16 protein-coding genes and 1 pseudogene are annotated in these 16,195 nt (G+C 37.2%); 9 read left to right on the top strand and 8 right to left on the bottom strand.

Annotated features, from left to right (window positions below):
* Positions 1 to 109: 109 nt before the first annotated feature.
* Both CGC47_RS07590 and CGC47_RS07585 read right to left on the bottom strand, forming a co-directional pair.
* Positions 110 to 1,228 carry a TolB family protein gene (locus tag CGC47_RS07590; protein WP_042000110.1) on the bottom strand — a complete coding sequence of 373 codons (1,119 nt, stop codon included), beginning with the start codon at positions 1,226 to 1,228 and terminating at the stop codon, positions 110 to 112.
* A 144-nt stretch (positions 1,229 to 1,372) separates the two neighbouring features.
* Positions 1,373 to 2,077, bottom strand: coding sequence for a hypothetical protein (locus CGC47_RS07585; protein ID WP_095900197.1), 705 nt, complete (start codon positions 2,075 to 2,077; stop codon positions 1,373 to 1,375).
* A gap of 526 nt (positions 2,078 to 2,603) precedes the next feature.
* On the opposite strand from CGC47_RS07585, the gene CGC47_RS07580 reads away from it, so the two are divergent.
* From CGC47_RS07580 to CGC47_RS07565, 4 genes are all read left to right on the top strand, one after another.
* Complete coding sequence (locus CGC47_RS07580) at positions 2,604 to 3,446, top strand: mechanosensitive ion channel family protein (protein WP_042000116.1); 843 nt, start codon at positions 2,604 to 2,606, stop codon at positions 3,444 to 3,446.
* A gap of 31 nt (positions 3,447 to 3,477) precedes the next feature.
* Entirely contained in the window at positions 3,478 to 4,500 is a 1,023-nt protein-coding gene (gene galE, locus CGC47_RS07575) for a UDP-glucose 4-epimerase GalE (protein WP_018280283.1), read from the top strand.
* A gap of 67 nt (positions 4,501 to 4,567) precedes the next feature.
* Positions 4,568 to 5,674, top strand: a complete 1,107-nt coding sequence (dprA, locus tag CGC47_RS07570; RefSeq protein WP_042000119.1) for a DNA-processing protein DprA — start codon at positions 4,568 to 4,570, stop codon at positions 5,672 to 5,674.
* 75 nt (positions 5,675 to 5,749) lie between these two features.
* The gene (locus tag CGC47_RS07565) at positions 5,750 to 5,914 is read left to right on the top strand and encodes a hypothetical protein (protein WP_231552284.1); all 165 of its coding nucleotides are present in this window, start codon (positions 5,750 to 5,752) and stop codon (positions 5,912 to 5,914) included.
* 145 nt (positions 5,915 to 6,059) lie between these two features.
* Here CGC47_RS07565 and gcvT read toward each other — a convergent pair whose 3' ends face one another.
* From gcvT to CGC47_RS07550, 3 genes are all read right to left on the bottom strand, one after another.
* Positions 6,060 to 7,142 carry a glycine cleavage system aminomethyltransferase GcvT gene (gcvT, locus tag CGC47_RS07560; protein ID WP_042000122.1) on the bottom strand — a complete coding sequence of 361 codons (1,083 nt, stop codon included), beginning with the start codon at positions 7,140 to 7,142 and terminating at the stop codon, positions 6,060 to 6,062.
* Positions 7,143 to 7,294: 152 nt separating this feature from the next.
* Entirely contained in the window at positions 7,295 to 7,822 is a 528-nt protein-coding gene (locus CGC47_RS07555) for an inorganic diphosphatase (protein WP_013996189.1), read from the bottom strand.
* A gap of 279 nt (positions 7,823 to 8,101) precedes the next feature.
* Positions 8,102 to 8,590, bottom strand: a complete 489-nt coding sequence (locus tag CGC47_RS07550) for a hypothetical protein (protein WP_041985613.1) — start codon at positions 8,588 to 8,590, stop codon at positions 8,102 to 8,104.
* A gap of 147 nt (positions 8,591 to 8,737) precedes the next feature.
* Here CGC47_RS07550 and purN point away from each other — a divergent pair, with 147 nt between their 5' ends.
* The 4 genes from purN to yihA all read left to right on the top strand — a co-directional run bounded on the left by purN (position 8,738) and on the right by yihA (position 11,715).
* The gene (gene purN / locus CGC47_RS07545; RefSeq protein ID WP_095900390.1) at positions 8,738 to 9,304 is read left to right on the top strand and encodes a phosphoribosylglycinamide formyltransferase; all 567 of its coding nucleotides are present in this window, start codon (positions 8,738 to 8,740) and stop codon (positions 9,302 to 9,304) included.
* A gap of 24 nt (positions 9,305 to 9,328) precedes the next feature.
* Entirely contained in the window at positions 9,329 to 10,192 is an 864-nt protein-coding gene (locus tag CGC47_RS07540) for an MBL fold metallo-hydrolase (RefSeq protein WP_013996192.1), read from the top strand.
* Positions 10,193 to 10,330: 138 nt separating this feature from the next.
* A complete protein-coding gene (locus CGC47_RS07535; RefSeq protein ID WP_041985620.1) occupies positions 10,331 to 11,095 on the top strand; it encodes an alpha/beta fold hydrolase in 765 nt (254 codons plus the stop codon).
* Positions 11,096 to 11,121: 26 nt separating this feature from the next.
* Positions 11,122 to 11,715 carry a ribosome biogenesis GTP-binding protein YihA/YsxC gene (yihA, locus tag CGC47_RS07530; RefSeq protein ID WP_042000147.1) on the top strand — a complete coding sequence of 198 codons (594 nt, stop codon included), beginning with the start codon at positions 11,122 to 11,124 and terminating at the stop codon, positions 11,713 to 11,715.
* Between the two features lie 49 nt (positions 11,716 to 11,764).
* On the opposite strand, the pseudogene CGC47_RS07525 reads toward yihA, so the two are convergent.
* Positions 11,765 to 12,165, bottom strand: a pseudogene (locus CGC47_RS07525) (phospholipase D-like domain-containing protein); the annotation flags it as partial.
* A 440-nt stretch (positions 12,166 to 12,605) separates the two neighbouring features.
* Between CGC47_RS07525 and CGC47_RS07520 the strand changes: the two are divergent.
* Positions 12,606 to 13,979, top strand: coding sequence for an anaerobic C4-dicarboxylate transporter family protein (locus CGC47_RS07520; RefSeq protein WP_370444581.1), 1,374 nt, complete (start codon positions 12,606 to 12,608; stop codon positions 13,977 to 13,979).
* Here CGC47_RS07520 and CGC47_RS07515 read toward each other — a convergent pair.
* Positions 13,976 to 15,007 (bottom strand): LacI family DNA-binding transcriptional regulator, encoded by a 1,032-nt coding sequence (locus CGC47_RS07515; protein WP_013996218.1) that lies wholly within the window; start codon positions 15,005 to 15,007, stop codon positions 13,976 to 13,978. The two genes, CGC47_RS07520 and CGC47_RS07515, sit on opposite strands and share 4 nt — an antisense overlap.
* Positions 15,008 to 15,308: 301 nt before the next feature.
* Positions 15,309 to 16,175, bottom strand: a complete 867-nt coding sequence (locus tag CGC47_RS07510) for a DMT family transporter (protein WP_095900196.1) — start codon at positions 16,173 to 16,175, stop codon at positions 15,309 to 15,311.
* Between the last annotated feature and the right edge of the window lie 20 nt (positions 16,176 to 16,195).

The raw sequence follows: 16,195 nt of genomic DNA, 5'->3' as shown, positions 1-16,195 counted from the left end.
ATGCATTAAAGTTACTTTCTAAAAGATACCATTATGTAATGTTTCTGTTTGTAATGTGATGCCTCAGATTGTTTGTTTTTATCAAAGAAAGGGAATTCAAAGTCTTTTTCTACCTCCAAATCATATTACTGAAATAACCTGCCACAGAATAACCATAATTGTCTTTAATCATTATGGCTCCGCTGGTGGGGTCTTTCAAATCGTAGAGTTTGTTGTTATCAGGAATGATAAATACATATCCATACGCTCCGCCAACTACAGTAACGTGAGGCAAACGTGGTTGCAAAGGGTCATAATCTGTCCACATCCGACCGATTGTAGGTGAACCTACAAAAGCAATATACTTCCCATCGGGTGAAAATACAGGCTGATACTCTCCGTCGGCTTTAGAACTTCCTGATGGTGGACTGGTGGTAATCTGTTGCAATCCACTTCCGTCAATATTCTGTATCCATAGATGTTCTTTGTATCGGAAAGCAACTCGTGTTCCCTGCGGATTTACAGCCACATAACTCGCTCCATTACCATTATTGATGTTCAAAACCTGTTCTGTTTGTATTCCATAATCTTCTTTCCAGCGATACAACACCCCCCTGATAGCAAAAAATAGCTCATTATTAAGTGTCCAAACAGGAGTAAATTGGTAGTCTAAATCCGCTTTAGAGGTATAAAACTCAGCTAAAAGTTTCCCCGTTTGCGTGTCTAATAGGAGTATGCCTCTGTTTTCCCAATAGTTGCCATCTACGGCGATGTATCTTTTATTGGGAGAAACCCGTATTGGGGCTTCGCGATAGAATTCTCCTTCGGGGCTAATACCATTATACTGATATTTGAAACCAAAAATATTTCCCTTAGAAGGTATTCCATTGGGGTCGGAAATCGTACTGTACCACGTATATTTCCCCTCAAAAGGTCGCATTATAAAAGTTTGCTTATCTTGATAGGAGTCAAAAGTACGGCTTGTACCTATCGACAATGCTATTTCCTTGCTTCCGTGGGAGAAATCATAACCTGTAACTCCTGGTCCTCTGTCCGTTTTGGTTACTTTAAAGAGCTTTCCTGTTTTAAAATTGTACGAACGGATGCCATCAGTAGCAAATTCGATGTATAATGTTCCGGGCAAATTATTTAATGACGATGCCCCACCTCCTCCATTGTCCTCTTTAGAACAAGAACTATACACCAATGTCCCTAAAAGGCTCATAAATATTATTAATATCTTTTTCATATTTATCAATTTTTATAGTTAAACTTTTACTCTTCTTGTCAGGATGAGCGAAGTCGAAGTCTTTTTCTTACTCTTGAAATTTGCTCAAAGTGGTGAATCAAATAATTTTAACTTTAAATTCTTGATTTTTTACTTGTTCCTCGTCTATTCTTTTTGCAAATAAGTGTATCCATCTACCACGATGGTAGCGTCATCTCCTTTTGTAGAAGGTCTACCGTAGAAGAAACTATGTGTAGAAGTCGTATCGTTACTGTATCGGAGAGTTAAATTTCCGTTAGAAATGGTGTACGTTCCGACGTATTTTTGCCCTGAATAGCTGCCACTTCCTATGCCGCTTCCCGAAGTTTGAGTGAAAGCACTTTTATCATTGGAGAACTTACCATTACCATCAAAATACAAATAGCCACTCACCCCTGAAGCTGAAAAATTACCTGCAGCATCAAGCACTGCAATATTTTGGAACTTGTAGCCACTGGGCGGAATCTGATTGACAAATTCTACTTTGAACATAAAATAGGCTCCATCAGCTAACATATAGCTGTAGTTATCCATATATTCATAGTACGACTTCTCACCGGATTTACTCGTAGTGGTAAGTTTATTACCTTGAATGGTGTAATTTCCATCAACTCGGGTTTTCCAATCGCTCTTACGAAGCCCTTCAGTGTATGTTCCGTCATCTCGAAGGTAGATAGCAAGGTCATATCTACTTGAACCGATAAACCAAATACCTGCATAAACGCCCGTTCCAGGCTTGGTGGCGTTAGTTCCACTATTGCTCTCTTTAGAACAAGAAGTACAAGCCAATGTTCCTAAAAGACTTGTAAAAATTATCAACATCTTTTTCATAATTATTTTTGTTTTTCAAATTTATTCTTTACGTTCCTTTTTCAAAGTAATAAATCAAAAGTTTATTCCCCTAAGTGTCTTTTTATTATCCGCATTTGATTTAAAAATATAGTACTTTATGAATATGGGTTGAAAGAAATAACCACATAAATAATACCAAAAATATTTGTAGAATTGTAAATATATCATAAATCAGTATTAAAAAAATCACTTCCTTTATTTTTCATAATCAGTGAACTACCTCAATTTGTGTTTGAAATTGTGCTAATAAGTTTATACGTACTGATTTTAAAAGCACGATACTTCAAAAAATGAAACCTTTTTTTCAGATTGAATAAAACCAAGTTTGTAAACGAAATTTTTCCTAAAAAATCACTGACTTATTCTTTACGGCATAGCTGATTTGTTTATAAATGAGTATTAATTTTACAGTTTTTACACATTTTACACACTAATTTTAGAGACAAATGAATACTTACATATTTATTCGTATATTTGTGGGTTAAAAATTTTAATCATTCGCATAATGAATCATTTTACAGCAGAAGATTTTGAAAAATTATTGAAGGGGTGGATTACTGAACTCATTAATTTTGTTCCAGCATTAGTTGGAGCAATCGTCGCTTTTATTGCGGGTAGATATATAATTCGTTTTTTGTTAAATCTCACTAAAAAGTTAATGATAAGAAGAGAGGTTGATGTTACTTTACAAACCTTTCTTTTACAATTAATTAAATGGACTCTTCATATAGCATTGTTTTTAATAATTATTCAGATTATTGGGGTTCCAGCAACACAATTTTTCGCTATTTTAGCCAGTGCAGGTGTTGCTATTGGTTTGGCTTTACAAGGTTCCTTATCAAATTTTGCAGGAGGAATTATGATATTGATTTTCAAGCCTTTTAAGGTAGGAGATAACATTGAAGCCAAAGGCGAAAGAGGTACTGTAAAGCGTATTGGGTTGGTTTCTACCACATTAAATAAATTTAATAATGAGGAAGTTATCATTCCTAATGGTCCTCTTTTTGGAGATAGTATCATTAACTATACCCGTGAAGATAAAAGAAGAGTAAAGGTATTAGTTGGTATTGGTTATAGTTCTGACCTTCAGAAGGCTAAAGAAATTTTGTTGGATATTGCCAAAAGTGATAAACGTGCTTTTGAAGAACCTGCTCCGTCTGTTTTTGTTGAAGAATTGGCAGATAGTTCGGTAAATATTTCGGTACGTTTTTGGTGTAATAATGATGACTATTGGGATTGCTATTTTAGTGCTATTGAGTCAGTTAAGACACGATTTGATGCCGAAGGTATCGAAATTCCTTTTCCACAAAGGGTTCTCAATATTGTGAGCGATACTAGCAAATCTTAAAAAACGGAAATAAAATATATTTTTGACAGATATGAAAAAAATAGTTGTAACTGGCGGATTGGGATTTATCGGTTCGCATACAGTAGTAGAGTTGCAAAACTCAGGTTTTGAAGTAGTTATTATTGATAATTTATCAAATTCATCGGAAGATGTACTTCCACGTATTGTAAACATCACGGGGAAAAAGCCAATTTTTGAAAAGTTCGATTTGCGTGATAAACAAGCAGTTATTGATTTTTTCCAGAGACATCACGATATTGCAGGAATGATTCACTTTGCAGCATCGAAGGCAGTTGGAGAAAGCGTGGAAAAACCTTTGTTGTATTATGAAAATAACTTAACCACTTTGGTTTATCTTCTGCAAGAATTGAGCAAAAAAGAAAAAGCACATTTTATATTTAGTTCATCTTGTACGGTTTACGGTCAGGCCGATGAACTTCCGATTACAGAAAATGCACCTGTGAAAAAAGCGGAATCTCCTTACGGAAATACCAAACAAATCGGGGAAGAAATCATTGCCGATACGTGTAAGGTAACCCCTCATTTACAGGCAATTTCTTTACGATATTTTAATCCGATTGGAGCACACCCTTCTGCCGAAATTGGCGAATTGCCCATAGGAGTTCCACAAAATTTAGTGCCTTTCATTACTCAAACAGGTATAGGTTTGCGTGAAAAATTGTCTGTTTTTGGTGATGACTATCCAACACCTGACGGAACTTGTATTCGTGATTATATTCACGTGGTGGATTTGGCAAAAGCTCACGTGGTGGCTTTGCAACGCTTGTTGGAAGGCAAAAACACTGAAAATTACGAAGTTTTCAACGTTGGAACAGGAACAGGAAGTAGCGTTTTGGAAGTAATCAATAGTTTTGAGCGAGTTTCAGGCGAGAAACTGAATTATCAAATCGTGGGTAGACGTGCGGGTGATATTACCGCTGCTTACGCAAATACGGATAAAGCCAATAACGTACTCGGCTGGAAATCAAAATCTACATTAGACGAGGCAATGGCTTCAGCTTGGAAATGGGAAAAGAAAGTTAGAGGTAAATAACTCTTAAAAATGCTCGAAATTGGCGAACTTACTCCTTTTTCGAGCATTTTTTTACAAAATAAAAATTATGAACGTCCTTTCCGAAGAAGAATTACTTCACCTTATCGCTTTGAAAAATACTCCTTTGGTAGGAGACATCACCGCAAAACGGCTCATTTCACACTGTGGAAGTGCTCAAAATGTATTTACTCTTTCCAAACAAAAACTACAAAAAATTGACGGAATCGGAAGTAAAATCATTGAAAATTTATCAGTAAGTACTCATTTGAAAGATGCCGAAAAGGAATTGAAACTCATTGAAAAGTATAAAATTACTCCAATTTATTTCACTGAAAAAAACTATCCTGAGTTACTCAAACAATGCCCTGATAGTCCAATTTTACTCTACCAAAGAGGAAATATCCATCTGCAAAATAAACGAATCATTAGTATTGTAGGCACAAGGAATGTGACGCCTTACGGTATGGCTTTTTGTGAAAAATTGGTAGAAGATCTTGCGCAGTGGAATGTGGTGATAGTAAGCGGATTGGCTTATGGCATAGATATCACGGCCCACAAATCAGCATTGGCAAATAACTTGCAAACCATTGCTTGTCTTGCTCACGGATTAGATACCATATATCCGAAAATACATAAAAAATACGCTGACCAAATGGAACAAAATGGTGGATTGGTAACTGACTTTCCGTGCCAAAGTCCTTTTGACAGAAATCATTTTTTGAGCCGCAATCGAATTATTGCTGGAATGTCCGAAGCTACCATTGTCATAGAATCAGGAGTAAAGGGAGGAAGTTTGGTAACTGCCGATATTGCCTTTTCATACAACAGAGAGGTTTTTGCCGTTCCTGGAAGAGCCACCGATACCTATAGCGTTGGCTGTAATCAACTGATAAGAAACGAAAAAGCACGGATTTTACTTCACGCTGAAGATATCGTTTATCAATTAGGATGGGAAAAAACAGCTCCAAAACTGGTTCAAAATCAACTTTTTCCAGAATTATCCGCAGAGGAGACCATCATCGTTTCCTTTTTAAAAAGTAATGGAAAACAATTGTTAGATGCCATATCATTAGGGTGCAATTTGCCTATTTATAGTGTTTCTAATATTCTGTTTCAGCTGGAAATGAAATCGGTAGTACGTGCACTACCTGGTAAAGCCTTTGAAATCATCTAACTGATTTTGGAAAAAAACTAATGTAAAAAGGGGCTTAATAGACATTTTTTAGGCTACAAACTCTCGAATCCCTTATTGTTACTAACTTACGATGTGGAAAGACGCACCCGAAAAGGCTCTTTTTACGCACAAGTCGATACCATTATCGATTGGAAACCCATTTCCGCTATCATCGACAAACACTATCAAAAAGGACTTTCCGCCTCGGGTGAAAACCCTATGACGGACTCCTGCTGTTGAAAATGTTGCTCATCGGAATGTGGACGATAGCAAACTAAATGCAGGTAGCTATATCAGTGGGTTCTTTTCATTTAGTACTGAAAAATAAATAGCGGTTTTACAAATTTGTAAAACCGCTATTTTTAGATGTTGTTTTAACAGAAAATTATTGTTTGTAAAAAGGCAATTTCACTACGGTTGCGGGTACTCTGTTTTTACGGATTTGGATAAAAATTTCGCTTCCAGGTTTGGAAAGTTCGGTAGGCACATACCCCAAGCCAATCCCTTTGCCTAATGAAGGTGCCATTGTGCCACTGGTTACTTTTCCGATAACGTTTCCGTTGGCATCTACAATTTCATAATCGTGACGTGGAATGGCTTTTTCCTGCATCTCAAAGCCTACTAATTTTTTGGCAACACCATTTTCTTTGTGAGCTTTAATAGCTTCGGCATTAACAAAATCTTTGGTAAACTTGGTAATCCACCCTAATCCTGCTTCAATGGGCGAAGTCGTATCATCAATATCATTTCCGTATAGGCAGAAGCCCATTTCTAAACGAAGAGTATCACGTGCTGCCAGACCAATAGGCTTGATTCCGTAGGAAGCTCCAGCTTTGAAGACTTCGTCCCAAACGTGTTTGATGTGTTCGTTTTTTACATAGATTTCTATTCCGCCACTTCCTGTATATCCTGTTGCAGAGATAATGACATCATTAACTCCAGCAAACTTGCCAATGGCAAAATGGTAGTATTTGATTTCGGAGAGGTTTACGGGAGTGAGCGACTGCATTGAATCAATGGCTTTTGGACCTTGAATGGCAAGTAGTGAATATTGGTCGGAAACGTTCTCCATATCTACACCCCAAGTATCGTGTTTTTTAATCCATTCCCAATCTTTTTCAATATTGGAAGCATTTACTACCAAAAGGTAATGCTCATCGGCAATTTTATAGACAATAAGGTCATCTACAATACCGCCCGTTTCGTTGGGCAGACAGCTGTACTGGGCACGGCCGTCAAACAAGGTAGTGGCGTCATTAGAAGTTACTTTTTGGATTAAATCCAAAGCGTGTTTTCCTTTGAGAATAAACTCTCCCATATGGCTCACGTCAAAAACGCCTACGCCATTGCGTACGGTTTCGTGTTCGGCATTTACCCCCTCGTATTGTACAGGCATATTAAATCCTGCAAAAGGAACCATTTTTGCTCCTAATGCTATGTGAACGTCGGTTAATGTTGTATTTTTCATATCGTTTAGGTATATTTTAATTATAGTTACTCGTTATTTACAAGGCGTAAACTTGACTTTGTTTTTAGTACTTTTTGAATTGTCTCTAAATTTTTAAAGGTATTATAAAAAAGCAAAAACCTTATGAAGCCTCACAAGGTTTGTTGTGCCAATTATTTGTGTCTGATAGTAAAATTTTTGGTTTGGTCAGCCTCATAGCGTTCTTTACACTGATGATAAATTTCGATGGCTTCTTGCAGATTTCCCCAACCGTTTACAGCTACTTTTTTCTTTTCTAAATCTTTATATACTTGGAAGAAATGCTCAATTTCCATAATTAGGTGCGGATTAACATCGTCCAAATCGTTGAGCTTATTCCAAACAGGGTCTGACACAGGTACGCAAATCATCTTTTCGTCGGGTCCTTTTTCGTCTGCCATATGGAATACGCCTATGGGTTTTACCTCCATCACACAACCTGGAAAAGTGGGTTCGGAAACCAACACCAACACATCAAGGGGGTCGGAGTCAAGCGCCAAAGTTTCAGGAATGAATCCGTAATCCGCAGGATACATCATTGATGAGAAAATCATACGGTCATAACGGATTTTTTTCAACTCAAAATCATATTCATATTTATTACGGCTTCCTTTGGGAATTTCAATCAGTACATCAAACGAAATATTTTCTTTGTTATTCATATCTTTTTATTTTATCGCTTACAAAAGTAGGAATTAATTTTTAAATTTTTGGGATTTATTACATTTAAGGTATGCTTTTATGCATCCTTGCTCCAAAGTTAAATGTTTATATTTCATTGTCTTATGTGTTTATTTGACAAAGAAATAACATTTTTTGAAGGGAGAAAGTTTTTTTACTTTCACTCTTTTTCTTACACACTTTGCTTTCGCAGACTTTGGATACGCCTCCATTCAAAGAAGAAAAAAACTACCCCAAAAAGTTACACTTGCTAATAGAATTTAAGGTTCAACAAGTACATCTAAGAATAGCATTTGCAGTTCTTTCATTGACTTTTCGATACGTCGCACGGTTTTCTCATCCTCAATAGAGGTGTGTAATTCGGCTTGTTGAAACCACATTGTTCCCTCACCAGCCCTACATTCACGCACCTCAAGCTTACCATCAATACAAGCCACAAAAACGTATTGAGACGGGAAGTAAGCGTCTTTCACATCATAGAAAACCAACGCTTTAGGCAGATAAAAATCGCCGTACTCCATTGTTTTGTGTGGCAAATCAGTATGCCAAAGCACTGCATATTTATACCCTTTGATGTCTCTCTTCCAAGGAACAAACGAATATTTTTGAGGAAGGGTAACAATTTGTTGCTGATCACTGGCATTATTCTTACTCATCGTCAAAATCTTTTGGAAATTTTCCAAATTGATGGTTTCACTCTCAAAGGGTGTTCCACAAAGATGTCTGTCTCTGTAATATATTCTTGGCATAATTTACAACAATGCTTTTGGGAAGGGCAAAATTACCGAAACTTTTTTGTTTTCCGAATATTTTTTGTGCATTGTTAATATCTTTTATTTTGTATTTTTGTGGCTCAAGGATACGTTTTTTCCTTTGTTAATTCATCACTATTTCAAATGAAGAAAATCATTATTTTAGCTTCAGGTTCAGGCACGAATGCCGAACGCATCATCAGTTATTTTGACCAAAAACAAACTGCTGAAGTATCACTGATTCTTACCAATAATCCTCAAGCAGGGGTTTTACAAAGAGCTAAACGGCTTCAAGTTCCATCATTGGTATTTGACCGAATGGCATTTTATCAAACGGACATCGTGTTAAATATCATTCAAAACTTACAACCTGACCTTATTGTACTTGCCGGATTTTTGTGGAAATTCCCTGAAAATATATTAAATCATTACCAAGGGGGTATTGTAAACATTCACCCTGCGCTACTGCCAAAATTTGGTGGTAAGGGAATGTACGGAATGCACGTACATCAAAAAGTTATTGAACAAAAAGAGACCCAAAGTGGCATTACCATTCATCACGTGAATGAAAACTATGACGAAGGGGCTATCATCTTCCAAGCAAAAACCCAAGTTAGTGAACAAGATACCCCCGAGACCTTAGCAGAAAAAATACATCAGTTAGAATATGAACATTTCCCAAAAGTCATCGAAGAATTATTAGGATTGTAAAACACCAAATTAAAAACGATTGTTATGAAAATATATCCTATCGAAACGGGTAATTTTAAGTTAGACGGAGGCGCTATGTTCGGCGTAGTTCCCAAAACTATCTGGCAGAAAACTAATCCAGCGGATGCCGAGAACAAAGTAGGGTTAAGTATGCGATGCCTTCTGATTGAACAAGATAATCGACTGATATTGATAGATACGGGCATTGGCAACAAACAATCTGATAAATTCTTTGGGCATTATTCCCTTTGGGGAGATTTTAATTTAGACGATTCCTTAAAAAAAGTAGGGTTTCATCGTGATGATATTACTGATGTTTTTATGACGCATCTGCATTTTGACCACAGCGGAGGCGCCATACAATGGAACAAAGACCGAACAGGTTATGAACCCGCTTTTAAAAAAGCTCATTATTGGAGTAATCCAAGCCATTGGCAATGGGCAACCGAACCTAACGCCAGAGAAAAGGCTTCCTTTTTGAAAGAAAACATTTTGCCTATTGAAGAAAGTGGTCAGCTTCGTTTTATTGACAATCCTATCGGAAACTTTACAGAAAAATCTCCTTTAGGTTTTGACATTCTTTTTGTTGACGGACATACTGAAAAACAAATGATTCCTTACATTTCTTATCAAGGAAAAAAATTGATTTTTGCTTCGGATTTGTTGCCTACCATTGGGCATATTCCCCTGCCTTATGTAATGAGCTATGATACCCGTCCGTTACTAACCCTTGAAGAGAAGAAAAATTTCCTAAACGAGGCTGCTGATAACCAATACTATTTGTTTTTAGAACACGATGCCCAGCACGAAATTTGTACCTTGCAACACACCGAAAAAGGCGTACGCTTGAAGGAAACATTTCGCTTTGAGGAGGTTTTCAATCCGTAATTAGCTTGTATTTCCAAAGCAAATAACTACTTAAAAGTGATAAAAAATTCAAAAAGAATTATTTTTTTAGCACTGTTTTTATATTTTCTAACTTAATATACTATATTTGTTGTTCAAAAGCAAATGCACTAATATTAAATGACGACAGCACTGAAGCAAGAAGGTAAATTTTCATATCTTGAGAAAGGAGAAGGCACTCCAATTATCATTCTACACGGGCTGATGGGAGGGCTCAGCAACTTTGAAGGTGTAGTTTCTTTCTTTTCGGAACGTAATTATAAAGTGGTGGTTCCTGAATTGCCTTTGTACACGATGCCACTACTACGAACAACGGTAAAAAATTTGGCAAAATTCATACATAAATTCGTAAAACACAAAGGATACGAAAAAGTGATTCTTTTAGGTAATTCACTCGGAGGACATGTTGGTTTGCTATACACAAAACTTTTCCCAGAATCGGTGAAAGCACTCATACTTACCGGAAGTTCAGGGCTTTATGAAAGCGCAATGGGTGATGGGTATCCCAAACGCGGCGACTACGAATTTATTAAAAAGAAAAGTCAAGAAGTGTTTTACGACCCCAATGTAGCTACCGAAGAAATTGTTAATGAAGTTTTTGAAACCGTAAACAATCGTACAAAACTAATAAAAACTTTAGCTATTGCTAAAAGTGCTATACGCCACAATATGGCTAAAGATTTACCCAAAATGCCTACCCCTACTTGCTTGATTTGGGGCAAAAATGACAACGTTACTCCTCCAAGAGTTGCCGTAGAATTCAACCAATTACTACCTGATTCGGAGTTGTTTTGGATAGACAAATGTGGACACGCCCCAATGATGGAACACCCCGAAGAGTTTAACCAAATCTTGAATAATTGGCTGGAGAAACGTAATTTTTAACCTATACTTTGTTTCTCGTATTTATGATTATTACCAAAGCCGAATTCATCATCAGTAATAGCGATGTAAGCAAATGCCCTAAAGAAATACTCCCCGAGTACGCCTTTATAGGGCGTTCCAACGTAGGTAAATCTTCGTTAATCAATATGCTTACCAATAATAAAAATTTGGCAAAAACTTCGGGAAAACCTGGGAAAACACAACTTATCAATCATTTCAAAATCAATAACAATTGGTTTTTGGTGGATTTGCCTGGTTATGGGTATGCCCGAGTTTCAAAGAGTACTAAAAAGGTATTTCAAAAGTTTATTACCCAGTATTTTGAAAAAAGAAAGCAACTGATATTGGCTTTTGTTTTGGTGGATATTCGGCACGAACCCCAAACCATTGATGTTGATTTTATGCAGTGGTTGGGGGAAAATCAAATACCGTTTGCTATCATCTTTACCAAAGCCGATAAACTCAAACCCGAAGCCATCAAGCGCAACGTAGCTACCTACCACGAAAAAATGCTTGATTTTTGGGAAGAAATGCCCACTTACTTCGTTACTTCATCTTCCAACCGAATGGGAAAAGAAGAAGTATTAGCCTATATTGACAGTATCAACCAATCCCTTTAAAATTGAAGGAATATATAATTTGTTGAATATGTTATTGTTGCTGTCAATTTTACATAAAAGGCGAAAACAATCGAAGATTTTCTCTATAAACTGTTTGTAATTAGGGCGTTGCAACCAGTGTTCACAAGAGAGTTTTTGGGAAGAGACTACATCACGGTAAAAATCAGTACGCAGTTCTGTAGCGATGGCTCGGTCAAACACCAAAGCCGACACTTCAAAATTCAAATCGAAACTTCTCGCTTCTAAATTTGCCGTACCCACCGATGCCCATTGCCCGTCAATGACAAAAGTTTTGGCGTGGACAAACCCTTTCTGATAGCGGTAAATTTCCACTCCAGCATTTAGCAATTCCTCAAAAAACGCCTCAGCAGTGGTATTCACCAATACAGAATCTCCTTTTTCGGGCAAGAGCAAACGCACCAAAACTCCACTGAGTGCGGCTACTATCAAGGGGAACGTGCCGATTATTCCTGCGGGGATGCTCAACGGCGACACGATGCTTCAATGTGATTTAGGCATTACGGCCCATTCTTTTGATTATATCGGAAAAAGAACGCTTATATTCCGCATTTAGGATACTGTAATCGCGTTGAGTGCGTTTTACATATTTATCCATAATAACGATTTTTTTTGTATCGATATTTCAGGATAAGACACCTTTTTTATAAAAAGAGATGTGTTTTTGCTCCACATCAAAAGGAGATTGATCATTAGCTACCAAATAAAACCCAAAATCTTTCCAAATGGTGTTGAATACACATTTTTTTGTGACATATTTAACATAAAAATACACGTATAAACTTTCTTAAATTTCATTTGAAAAATTATCTATTATGCAGTTTTTTTTCGTAAATTCGTTGGGTGTTCAATACTAAAAATCATAGAGTGTTATGGAAATGTTACTTATTACAACACAATGGATTACATCAAGTTTTGAATGGTTAGCACAGGCTACATATTTACACCAATTGGTGGTGGTGTTACTTGCTATTTTTATTGGGGCTCGTGTAGGAGGCATAGGGCTTGGTATTTTCGGAATGATGGGAATGGCTATTCTGGTTTTTTACTTCGGGTTGGAGCCTGGAAAAGCTCCTATTGAAGTGATGCTGATGATTGTTGCCGTAATTACCGCAGCTTCGGCATTACAAGCAGCAGGAGGTTTAGATTATCTGGTACGGGTAGCTGAAAAAATTCTTCGAAAAAATCCTGCAATGATTACCTTCCTCGCCCCTATGGTTTGTTACTTTTTTACATTTTTTTCAGGAACAGGGCACGTAGCATATTCGCTACTTCCTATCATTTCCGAGATAGCCACAGAAAGTAAAGTCCGCCCCGAACGCCCAATGAGTATTTCGGTAATTGCTTCACAACAAGCCATTACGGCAAGTCCTATTTCGGCAGCAACGGCGGCTCTTTTGGGTATGGACTTGCTCGGTAGTAAAGGCGTTGAGTTAAGTGATATTCTAATGGTTTGTATGCCAGCCACATTGATGGGTGTAATTGTTGGCGCTGTGGCAGTGAGTTTTGTGGGTGTTCCCTTAGAAAAAGATCCCGAATACCAACGCCGATTAGCCGAAGGCTTATTAAAAGCCAATCGAGAAGATAAACAAATGACACCCAAGCAAACTCGTAGAGCCAAAATATCGGTATTGGTCTTTCTTTTAGGGGTATTAACCATTGTACTATTTGGTTCGGTTCCAGCGCTGCGTAGCGTAGGGAATGTTACCATAGGTATGCCTGAAGTTATTGAAATTGTGATGATGACTACTGCTGGATTTATTTTTATCTTGGGCAAAGCCGATGTTGGTAAAGCCACACAAGGAAGCGTTTTCATTGCTGGAATGCAGGCGGTAATTGCCATTTTTGGGATTGCTTGGATGGGGGATACCTATTTCAACGGAAATTTGGAATTCTTCAAAACAAACATTGAACATATCGTTACGGCATACCCGTTTTTGTTCGCCGTTGCCCTTTTTGTAATGTCTATTTTGCTATTCAGTCAAGCGGCAACAGTACGCACACTTTATCCGCTGGGTATAGCTTTGGGCATTCCTCCTATGGCACTGGTAGCGATGTTTCCTTCGGTAAATGGCTATTTTTTCATTCCAAATTATCCGACAGTAGTGGCAGCTATCAATTTTGATCGTACGGGTACTACACGCATTGGCAAATACGTTTTAAATCACTCATTTCAATTACCAGGTACTATAGCCACAGTGGTTGCTGTAGCTTTAGGTTATGCTATTATAACTATTTGGTTTTAAGTATTTTTGGTGGAGTCACGTAGAATTAGTTGAGTAGGCAGTTGAATGATTTGATGTTCAAACGGAATATGTTTGTCGGTCTTCTCAATTTCATCAATGAGCATTGAGGTTGCCTTTTGCCCCATTGTGGCACTGGGTTGCGCCACGGTAGATAGTTTTGGGCGAATGTATTGCGTTACAAACCAATTACTAAACCCGATGACGGCTATTTCCTGCGGAATTTTCTTTCCGAAATCTTTAATGGCATTGACTGCTCCTAAAGCGAGAATATCGGTAGCCGCAAAAACGGCATCTATTTCAGAGTGCTTTTTCAGACATTGATAGGTAATTTCATACGATTGGTGCATATCGTGTGGTTCCGTATGAAATATATAGTCAGAATTTTCTTGTAGCCCAAACTCATAAAGTGCTTTCAGATAGCCTGTAAGCCTTTTTCGGTAATTGAGAGGCAGGGTGGTTCCTCCTAAAAAGAGAATGTGTCGAGCTCCTTGTTCAAGCAAATGTTTTACAGCCAGATATGCCGCTTTTTGGTCGTCAATCAGTACCTTAGAACACGGTATAGCACTCGAAATCCGGTCAAAAAGCACCAAGCCAATATCATTGGCTAAAATATCCATAATATGCTCTTGCTCATAGGCTAAGGTCTCGTGTGAAAGTGCCATCAAGATTCCATCGACTCTTTTATCAATAAGCAACCCTACTTGTTCCTTCTCCATTTCGAGCGAATCTTCAGAACATAGTGTGATAACTAAATAACCCCGCTTAGTTGCCTCTTGAATGATTCCGTTTAGCACTTGTGAAAAGAAATAATGGTCGATTTTAGGAACGATAACCCCTAAGGTTTTTGACTTTTTGCTTCGGAGAGTAACCGCGTGAACATTAGGCTTATAATTAAGTTCCTTTGCCAATTGCTGCACTTGGTTTTTGGTCTCTTGACCAATATCAGGGTAATTTTTTAACGCTTTTGAAACTGTAGTTACTGAAACGCCTAATCGCTCTGCCAAATCTTTTAATGTTACCGAAGGCATAATTTATTATTTTTTGTCATTGACAAAGGTAATGATTTTTTGCGCATCAATAAAAAACAACAAGTGTTGGATAATACGTATTTTAAAATAATTTGGATGACAAATAAAATTGTGAAGACACCATCATTTAAAGTTTGATGGTAATCTTAAATTCCATATAGTAAGTACAGCAAATCCAACTTTCGCCTTTTAAACTGCGACTATTAGTTTTTACAATTTTAAAATTTCAATTGAGGTTGAATGTGGTCATTATCTCATACTGCTTTTAAACAAAACAAAAATTATAATCAATAAAACAGAATCATTTTCTTCTTGATTTTATAAATCCGTTAAGGAAAATAGCCGCTAGCATAACTGCCGAAGCCATATAAAATATAGGGCTCATATGCTCCGATTCACCAAAAATGAGATAGGCAAAAACCACCCCATAGATGGGTTCTAAATTTACCGCTAGCACCAAAGTAAATGGTGAAATGTGCTTCATTAAACGTATTGATTCAAACATAGGATAAGCCGTGAAAAGCCCCGCCAGAAGCAATACCCACCAAAAATCAACCCAAGAAATTTGCGTAAAGTTCAAAAGTTCACCTGTCAGCCCAAAATAACCACTAAGGGCTAAAAAACCTCCGAATATTTCGTAAAAAATGATATTTCCAGAAGTGGTACTTCCGTGTAATTTACCATTGAAAACGCTAAAAATAGAGGCTAATAAAGCACACAAAATGCCGTAAAAAATGCCTTCTTTGTATTGTATCTCAGTCTTGAAAATCAAAATCATTCCTAAAACAATAACAATCCCTATGATGATTTCCAGCCAATCCAATCTTCGTTTATAAACTATTGGTTCGGTAATGGCGGTAAATAGCGTTGTGGTAGATATACACGATAAAGCAATGGAAACATTGGAAACTTTTATGGATTGGAAGAAAAACAACCAGTGCAAAGCCATTAAAAAGCCCACACCCAACAGTTTAAAAAACAATTTTTTAGGAATCTTAATAGTCTCTTTTTGAAAGAAAAAAACAAAAACCAAAAGTATAGATGAGGTAAAAAGCATCCGATACCAAACCAATGCCGAAGCCTCCAAAGTAATGATTTTACCCAAAATAGCGGTAAATCCCCATAAGAAAATAATGAAATGTAGCCGAGCTAGGTATGAATTAAGCATAGTATTTTGGCGAAAACTAA

This window comes from Capnocytophaga canimorsus (assembly GCF_002302565.1).
GTDB lineage: Bacteria > Bacteroidota > Bacteroidia > Flavobacteriales > Flavobacteriaceae > Capnocytophaga > Capnocytophaga canimorsus.
This window is presented reverse-complemented; position numbering and strand designations above follow the sequence as displayed.

Excerpts from the sequence above, each read along its gene's own strand:
- CGC47_RS07555 (WP_013996189.1), bottom strand. The coding sequence starts at position 7,822 with ATGAATAACAAAGAAAATATTTCGTTTGATGTACTGATTGAAATTCCC.
- CGC47_RS07590 (WP_042000110.1), bottom strand. The coding sequence starts at position 1,228 with ATGAAAAAGATATTAATAATATTTATGAGCCTTTTAGGGACATTGGTG.
- purN (WP_095900390.1), top strand. The coding sequence starts at position 8,738 with ATGAAGAAAATCATTATTTTAGCTTCAGGTTCAGGCACGAATGCCGAA.
- dprA (WP_042000119.1), top strand. The coding sequence starts at position 4,568 with ATGAACGTCCTTTCCGAAGAAGAATTACTTCACCTTATCGCTTTGAAA.
- CGC47_RS07550 (WP_041985613.1), bottom strand. The coding sequence starts at position 8,590 with ATGCCAAGAATATATTACAGAGACAGACATCTTTGTGGAACACCCTTT.
- CGC47_RS07510 (WP_095900196.1), bottom strand. The coding sequence starts at position 16,175 with ATGCTTAATTCATACCTAGCTCGGCTACATTTCATTATTTTCTTATGG.
- gcvT (WP_042000122.1), bottom strand. The coding sequence starts at position 7,142 with ATGAAAAATACAACATTAACCGACGTTCACATAGCATTAGGAGCAAAA.
- CGC47_RS07520 (WP_370444581.1), top strand. The coding sequence starts at position 12,606 with ATGGAAATGTTACTTATTACAACACAATGGATTACATCAAGTTTTGAA.
- CGC47_RS07585 (WP_095900197.1), bottom strand. The coding sequence starts at position 2,077 with ATGAAAAAGATGTTGATAATTTTTACAAGTCTTTTAGGAACATTGGCT.
- CGC47_RS07515 (WP_013996218.1), bottom strand. The coding sequence starts at position 15,007 with ATGCCTTCGGTAACATTAAAAGATTTGGCAGAGCGATTAGGCGTTTCA.
- CGC47_RS07580 (WP_042000116.1), top strand. The coding sequence starts at position 2,604 with ATGAATCATTTTACAGCAGAAGATTTTGAAAAATTATTGAAGGGGTGG.
- CGC47_RS07540 (WP_013996192.1), top strand. The coding sequence starts at position 9,329 with ATGAAAATATATCCTATCGAAACGGGTAATTTTAAGTTAGACGGAGGC.
- CGC47_RS07535 (WP_041985620.1), top strand. The coding sequence starts at position 10,331 with ATGACGACAGCACTGAAGCAAGAAGGTAAATTTTCATATCTTGAGAAA.
- galE (WP_018280283.1), top strand. The coding sequence starts at position 3,478 with ATGAAAAAAATAGTTGTAACTGGCGGATTGGGATTTATCGGTTCGCAT.